The sequence below is a fragment of the Acidobacteriota bacterium genome (assembly GCA_038040445.1).
In the GTDB taxonomy this organism is placed as follows: Bacteria; Acidobacteriota; Blastocatellia; order UBA7656; family UBA7656; genus Onstottus_A; species Onstottus_A frigus.
This window is the reverse complement of record JBBPIG010000041.1, coordinates 24,317-30,875: the sequence shown is the minus strand read 5'-3', so window position 1 is coordinate 30,875 and position 6,559 is coordinate 24,317. Positions and strand designations below refer to the sequence as shown.

Genomic DNA, 6,559 nt, shown 5'->3' with positions numbered 1-6,559 from the left:
ACGAGGCGAGGGATTACTTATGCTGGCGATGCGTTTGTTCAATCGTGATTGGCGCCAGCTGATTGTGCACATCTGTTCCAACGTTGGCGATGCTTTCTGATAGGCCCGCGTGTGCGCTACAATGACCAACCGGACCTGTTTGAAACAAGAGGAGAAAAAGCAATGAGCGATCAAAATGAAAACGCAATCGTAGTCATCAACAACGGTCCTTATCGCGTAATTGGCGACAACATCACTATCAAGGACGCGGCCGGAAACACCTTCGGCCTCGCAGGGCGCACGGTGATCTCGCTTTGCAGGTGCGGTCACTCTCAGAACAAACCCTTCTGCGATGGCAGCCATGCGCGAGTGGGATTTCAGTCGGAGGTCGAAGCTAGAGAGCTTCCTCCCCCAGCGCCGAAGCTTTAAGCGGAATAGACCACGGATGGAACGGATTCGACGGGTTTCCGCGGGTCTGATCCGCGTAAATCCGTCAAATCCGTATCATCAGTGGTCTATTTGTACTGATCATGAAGACAATCCGAATCGCAAACGGGCAGGGCTTTTGGGGTGACTCACTGCAAGCCCCAATCGAGCTAGTGCGGCGTGGACCGATCGACTACCTCACGCTCGATTACCTTGCCGAGATCACGATGTCGATCATGCAGAAGCAGCGCGCGCGCGATCCGCGGTCGGGCTACGCGCGCGATTTCGTTTCGATGATCGAGGAGATCTTGCCCGATCTCATAGAACGCAACATCAAGGTCGTAGCTAACGCGGGCGGCGTGAATCCCGAAGCTTGCAGCGACGCTGTCGTTGAAGTCGCGCGCCGCCGCGGCTTCGGCGGCAAGATCAAGATCGGCGTCGTCGCGGGCGACGACATAATGGATTGTCTCGACGATTTCATTAGCCGCGGAGTCGAGTTGAAGAACCTCGAAACAGGCGAGCCGCTGGCATCGGTTCGCTCGCGAGTCCAGAGCGCCAACGTGTACTTTGGCGGGCGGCACGTTGCCGAGGCTCTCGATAAGGGCGGACAGATTGTCATTGCAGGTCGAGTGACCGATACCGGTTTGTCGCTCGGACCGATGATTCACGAGTTCGGTTGGGCGTGCGACGACTGGGATCGGCTTGCAGCCGGAACGATAGCCGGACATACCGTCGAATGCGGCGCGCAGTGCACGGGCGGCAACTGCCTGGTTGATTGGGAGACGATTCCAAACATGGCCGACATCGGGTACCCGATAGTTGAAGCGCATCCGGACGGCACGTTCGTCATAACCAAGCATTCGGGCACCGGTGGTCGCATCACCGTTCCGTCGATCAAAGAGCAGCTTCTTTATGAGATGGGAGATCCCCTCGAATACATAACGCCGGACTGCGTCGCTGACTTCACAACGATTCAGCTCGAACAAGAGGGAACTGATCGCGTGCGATTCTCGGGGATCAAGGGGCGTCCGGCAACCGATTTCTACAAAGTCAGCGTGAGTTATTCAGCCGGATGGAAAGCGGTCGGATCGCTTGTGTATGCATGGCCCGATGCTTACAAGAAAGCTCAGGCTGCGGACCGCGTGGTAAGAGAAAGACTTGACCGGCTCGGATTGAAATTCGAAACAGTGCTAACCGAGTTTGTCGGAGTGAATGCTTGCCACGGGGAGCTCTCGGGCCCGCCATCACCGGACATCGCAGAAGTTACTTTTCGCATCGGCGTGCGCTCGGAAGACAAGCGCGCGGTCGAACGCTTCACACGAGAGGTCGCGCCGCTCGTGCTCAACGGTCCGCCGTCCGTGACCGGTTTTGCAGGCGGACGGCCCAAGCTAGAAGAAATAATCGCTTACTGGCCCGCGCTCATACCCAAGAGCGAAGTACAATCTGACATTTCGGTGGTCGAGGCTTGATATGGCAAGAGTGAAACTGCTCCATCTGGCACACGCGCGTTCAGGCGATAAAGGGGACACCGCTAACGTCGGCCTCATCGCATACAAACCGGAGCACTACCCGATACTCGTCGAGCAAGTGACGGCGGAACGCGTGAAAGAACACTTCAAAGGAATCTGTCTTGGCGAAGTTGAAAGGTTCGAGGTCCCGAATCTTCATGCGCTGAACTTCTTGCTGCACGAGAGTCTCGACGGCGGCGGCACGCTCTCTCTCAGGACCGATGCGCAAGGCAAGACCTACAGTTCGGCGCTGCTTCGGATGGAGATCGAGGTCGACGACGCTTTAGCCCGGGAACTGGGGAGCTAACCACGAAGGCACAAAGACACGAAGAACCTCGTTCAGAGTTCAACCTTCAGGTTGCCTAGGTGGTGGGCAAGCTAAAGCTTGAACTCTGAACAAGAAGTCTTCGTGACTTTGTGCCTTCGTGATTGAAGGAGGACTAATGGACTGGCGCGTGATGGTTACGACTTTTGGCGTGATCTTCCTGGCGGAGATGGGAGACAAGACTCAATTGGCGGCGATGACGATGGCGGCAGAAACCAAGAAGCCGTGGGCGGTTTTCATAGCAGCGTCGCTGGCTCTGGTAGGAGTTTCAGCCATAGGCGTGGTCGTCGGCGGCACACTCGGGCACTATCTCCCTCTCATCTGGATCAAGCGCATCTCGGCGATTGCGTTCATCGCTGTCGGCCTGTTGATACTACTAGGTAAGCTGTAGAGCCGCGTTCATTTTTCAATCTACCCCTCATTCTACTAGGCTCGCGTCCGGCATCACCTCTTGCCGCTCAGGATGAGCGCAAACTTCCTTGCAGGATGATTGAGGCCCCTCCGTTCTAATCGACAGGTGCGTCATCGACGGCACTTCGTTCGCGAAACAACTTAGACCCAATAGGAAATTCAATTGCGAAAAGTAGCGATTCTTCTGCTCAGCGTTGCTTTGCTGTTCACATCATTTCCCGTTTATTCACAGACCGTGAAAGAGCGGAAGCCGGACGAGGCGATAAAGCTGAGCACGGAATTGGTTGCTCTGGACGTGCAGATCGTTGACCGGAAAACACAGCGCGTCGTAAGCGGTCTGAGTCAGGATGATTTTGAGATTTATGAGGACGGAGTCAAACAGCAGATCGGGCAGTTCAGTCAGGACAAGCTCCCGCTTTCGGTCGTGCTGCTTCTGGACGCCAGTAGCAGCATGTGGACTGTGCTTGAGAGACTCCGCGCTAACGCCGTCGAAGCCCTGCAGTCGCTGAAGCCGGAGGACGAAGTCGCCGTTGTCGTCACCGCCAACGAAACCTTGCTGGTCAGGGATTTCACGAAAGAGAAATTCCTGGTTGCCGAAGCCTTGAGAGAACTCGATTTCAAAGCGTACGGCGACAACGGCATCCTGCTTCACGATTCGGTCTATCGTGCCGCGAGCCATCTGGTCAAAGCTGCGAACCCTGCCGATCGCCGGGTGATTATCGTGGTCACCGATAATGAAACGATCCCGGCCCACAATTGGAGGGTCTTTCAAAAGGAGCAGGCCGTCTCGCTGGTGCTCGAAACGGGGGTGGTAGTGTGCGGGCTGGTGATAAAGCACAACCTGCCTACTCGGGCCGCCAGCAAGATTCTGGGTTTCCCGTCTCGACTGGGAGGCGGCGATGTTCATAACTACGCTGAGATAACCGGCGGCGAAGTTCTGGCTGCCGGCAATGACACTGTCGGGCAAAAGCTAATCGAGTTGATTGAGCATCTGCGCACTCGATACAGTCTCGCGTTTGTGCCATCGAATACAAAGCGAGACGGCAAGTTTCGCCGCCTCAAAATCAGGCTGGCGGCTGAGAGGGAACAGCAGCTACGTAACGCCGGTTCAAAAGATTTGGTGATCAGGACCAGGTCGGGTTACTACGCCGGCAAGAAATAGGGCGGCTGTGGCGTTAGAAGTGCAGCAGCAGTTCAGCAATCGAATCCAGATGAATATCAGGTTGCTCGTGGCGCAACCGCCTACTCGTCGGATAAGCGCTTCGAACGGCGATGGTAAACACAAGCGCGTTCTTTCCCATCTGCACATCTTCGGGGGCGTCGCCCACATAGGAGCAGACTTCTCTCGTGCAGGCCAGAAGCTGCATCGCTTTCTCTAATCCTTCGGGGTGCGGTTTCTTGTTGACGATGTGCTCGTTGCAAATCACCGCTTCAAACTCCGAGCTCAAACCGAGTTGTTCGATCTCGCGCGTAACTCTTCGCTCGGTGCCGCTGGTAACGATTCCGAGACGATAGCCTCTGCGCCGAAGCTCGAGGATTGTTGTGCTCGCGCCCTCGACCAACTTGGGTGGCTGCTCGCCGTAATGCTGGAGCCATAGCTCATCGGCCATCTGCCATTTGTCTTTCGCCAGGTTCAGAGCTTCATACATCGCGTACCAGTTTGGAGAGTAGCGGGATTCGTAGAACTCATTCGTGAACGCGATTCCCAAATCGTCGAAGGTCTTCCGAAAAGCGAGCAGTCCCGCGCATGCGGAATCAAACAGGGTGCCGTCCCAGTCAAATAAAAGCGTCTTGATAGAACGTGTCAGCGATTTCATTAAGAGACTTTCTCGCGGCTTTGGCTGCCGCGGTCCCGATCACGTCGAGTTCGCGTTGACTCTAGCGTAGCCCCATTGGCGAGGCAACCGCGCAGACTGCTTGCTCTGAACATTCCTCTGAGTGAGCTGCGTGAGTTTGTTAAGCGAGCGCCGAACTGAGACCAGCCGCGGAGCTCCTTGCCCGCGAGATCGGCGCTTTGATAGTCTGGCAATTTATTCCGGCGACACTTGCTTTCTGAATGAACATCGAATGAACGCGCACTGGGCGTGAACCAGGATTCGGTTATGTCTGAATATCAAAAGATTCTCTTCTCAGTTGACCAATCGATCGCGCGCATCACCCTCAATCGGCCTGATAAGCGCAACGCGCTTGATGACGGCATTGTCTCGGAGTTCAAGGATGCGCTTCAAGATGCCGCTCGCGATGAAACCGTGCGAGTCGTGCTGGTCACCGGCGCGGGGAAAGACTTCTGCTCCGGCGCGGACCTGGCGTCGCTTCAGCGCGTCAGTGAAGCCGGCGTCGAGGAAAGCATGTCCAGCGCCCGAGTGATGGGCGAGCTGTTCGTCGAGATGCGCCGCCATCCTCGGCCGATCATCGCCGCGGTGCGAGGGCGAGCTTTGGCCGGAGGCTGCGGGCTGGCGACTGCGTGCGACATCATACTCGCAGCGGAGTCCGCACAGTTCGGTTACCCCGAAGTCAACATAGGCTTCATACCGGCAATGGTGATGGCAATATTGCGGCGTTCGGTTTCCGAGAAGCGCGCCTTCGAGCTAATAACCCGCGGCGAAATCATAACGGCCGGCGCCGCGCTTGACATAGGAATGATCAACCGCGTGTTCGGCGACGATCAGTTTGAAGCGGAGGTCGAGGCCTACACCCGCCAGATGGCGGCGAAGTCAGCGTCGGCGGTGAGTCTCGCCAAGAGCCTGCTCTATCATATGGACGGGATGACCTTTGAGACGGCGATTGAAGCCGGCATTCAGATGAACGCGATCACGAGAATGACCGAAGACTGTAAGCGCGGAGTCGAGCGCTTCTTGAAGAAGTAGACCGACAATGCCAGCCGGTGCACAACCCTGTCCTTGCTGCCCAAAAATCACGTAGCTAGAATACGACTGGTGAAAGCAACTACAACGATAGCTGAGCGGCTGCGGACTACGCTCGAGATGATCAAGATCGAGCATACGCTTTTCGCGTTGCCGTTTGCGCTTCTGGGCGCGACGCTCGCCGGGCGGGGATTACCGCCTCAGCCCGCGAGCTTCTGGATTTCAAAGCTTGTCTGGATCACTCTTGCGATGGTTGGCGCGCGCTCGGCCGCGATGACGTTCAATCGAATTGCCGACCGCGAGATTGATGCGGCCAATCCTCGCACCGCTACTCGGGCCCTGCCCGCAGGGCTGCTGGATATCAGGTTCGCTGCCGTCTTCACTATCATCTCGTCCGCGCTTTTCGTGCTTGCAGCGTCGCAACTCAATCGATTGACGCTGCTGCTTTCACCGATTGCGCTGGCAAGCGTACTGCTTTACTCGTACACCAAGCGTTTCACTTCCTTCTCACACTTTATTCTCGGCTGGTGTCTGGCAATCGCTCCATCGGGCGCCTGGATAGCGATTCAGGGGAGGCTCACCCTGGTGCCGGTGTTGTTGTCGCTATCCGTTATGTTGTGGACCACCGGGTTCGACATTCTCTACGCGTGCCAGGATTACGAGTTTGACCGGCGCACCGGGCTACATTCGATACCGGAGCGATACGGCCTCGGAAAGGCGCTGTGGATCGGGCGCGGAATACACGCGTTGATGTTCGGGTCGCTCGTTGTGTTCCTTTGGACCGCACGACTCGGTTGGCTCGGCCTTGCAGGGGTTGCCGCAACCGGTGCGCTGCTAGTCTATCAACACAGCATCGTAAGAGCGGATGATCTATCGCGCTTGAACGCCGCCTTCTTCACGACCAATGCGTGTGTCAGCTTGATACTGTTCGTCACGGTGGCAAGCGACGCGCTCCTGCTCGGCCGGTAGCCGCGTGATATAATCGCCTCTCAAAGGAGATTTCCAGATTCAGATTTCAGATCTCAGATAATTTCAGATTTCAAATC

Annotated in this window: 8 protein-coding genes; 7 read left to right on the top strand and 1 reads right to left on the bottom strand. The window is 56.4% G+C overall.

Annotated features, from left to right (window positions below):
- Window positions 1-162 precede the first annotated feature (162 nt).
- The 5 genes from AABO57_27025 (at window position 163) to AABO57_27005 (ending at window position 3,811) form a co-directional block, all read left to right on the top strand.
- The gene (locus AABO57_27025; GenBank protein MEK6289382.1) at window positions 163-408 is read left to right on the top strand and encodes a CDGSH iron-sulfur domain-containing protein; all 246 of its coding nucleotides are present in this window, start codon (window positions 163-165) and stop codon (window positions 406-408) included.
- A 101-nt stretch (window positions 409-509) separates the two neighbouring features.
- On the top strand, window positions 510-1,874 hold the full coding sequence (locus tag AABO57_27020; GenBank protein ID MEK6289381.1) for an acyclic terpene utilization AtuA family protein: 1,365 nt from the start codon (window positions 510-512) through the stop codon (window positions 1,872-1,874).
- Window position 1,875: 1 nt separating this feature from the next.
- On the top strand, window positions 1,876-2,220 hold the full coding sequence (locus AABO57_27015; GenBank protein ID MEK6289380.1) for a hypothetical protein: 345 nt from the start codon (window positions 1,876-1,878) through the stop codon (window positions 2,218-2,220).
- A 136-nt stretch (window positions 2,221-2,356) separates the two neighbouring features.
- Entirely contained in the window at window positions 2,357-2,629 is a 273-nt protein-coding gene (locus tag AABO57_27010) for a TMEM165/GDT1 family protein (GenBank protein MEK6289379.1), read from the top strand.
- A gap of 183 nt (window positions 2,630-2,812) precedes the next feature.
- Window positions 2,813-3,811: a VWA domain-containing protein gene (locus AABO57_27005; protein MEK6289378.1), complete on the top strand. Its 999-nt coding sequence runs from the start codon at window positions 2,813-2,815 to the stop codon at window positions 3,809-3,811.
- A gap of 13 nt (window positions 3,812-3,824) precedes the next feature.
- Here AABO57_27005 and AABO57_27000 read toward each other — a convergent pair whose 3' ends face one another.
- Window positions 3,825-4,466, bottom strand: a complete 642-nt coding sequence (locus AABO57_27000; GenBank protein ID MEK6289377.1) for an HAD family hydrolase — start codon at window positions 4,464-4,466, stop codon at window positions 3,825-3,827.
- A 285-nt stretch (window positions 4,467-4,751) separates the two neighbouring features.
- On the opposite strand from AABO57_27000, the gene AABO57_26995 reads away from it, so the two are divergent.
- Entirely contained in the window at window positions 4,752-5,516 is a 765-nt protein-coding gene (locus tag AABO57_26995; protein ID MEK6289376.1) for an enoyl-CoA hydratase/isomerase family protein, read from the top strand.
- 69 nt (window positions 5,517-5,585) lie between these two features.
- Window positions 5,586-6,482: a UbiA-like polyprenyltransferase gene (locus AABO57_26990; protein ID MEK6289375.1), complete on the top strand. Its 897-nt coding sequence runs from the start codon at window positions 5,586-5,588 to the stop codon at window positions 6,480-6,482.
- Window positions 6,483-6,559: the final 77 nt, after the last annotated feature.

Bases quoted from the DNA above. Each gene is read 5' to 3' on its own strand.
- AABO57_27010 (MEK6289379.1), top strand. From the start codon at position 2,357: ATGGACTGGCGCGTGATGGTTACGACTTTTGGCGTGATCTTCCTGGCG.
- AABO57_27025 (MEK6289382.1), top strand. From the start codon at position 163: ATGAGCGATCAAAATGAAAACGCAATCGTAGTCATCAACAACGGTCCT.
- AABO57_27015 (MEK6289380.1), top strand. From the start codon at position 1,876: ATGGCAAGAGTGAAACTGCTCCATCTGGCACACGCGCGTTCAGGCGAT.
- AABO57_27000 (MEK6289377.1), bottom strand. From the start codon at position 4,466: ATGAAATCGCTGACACGTTCTATCAAGACGCTTTTATTTGACTGGGAC.
- AABO57_27020 (MEK6289381.1), top strand. From the start codon at position 510: ATGAAGACAATCCGAATCGCAAACGGGCAGGGCTTTTGGGGTGACTCA.
- AABO57_26995 (MEK6289376.1), top strand. From the start codon at position 4,752: ATGTCTGAATATCAAAAGATTCTCTTCTCAGTTGACCAATCGATCGCG.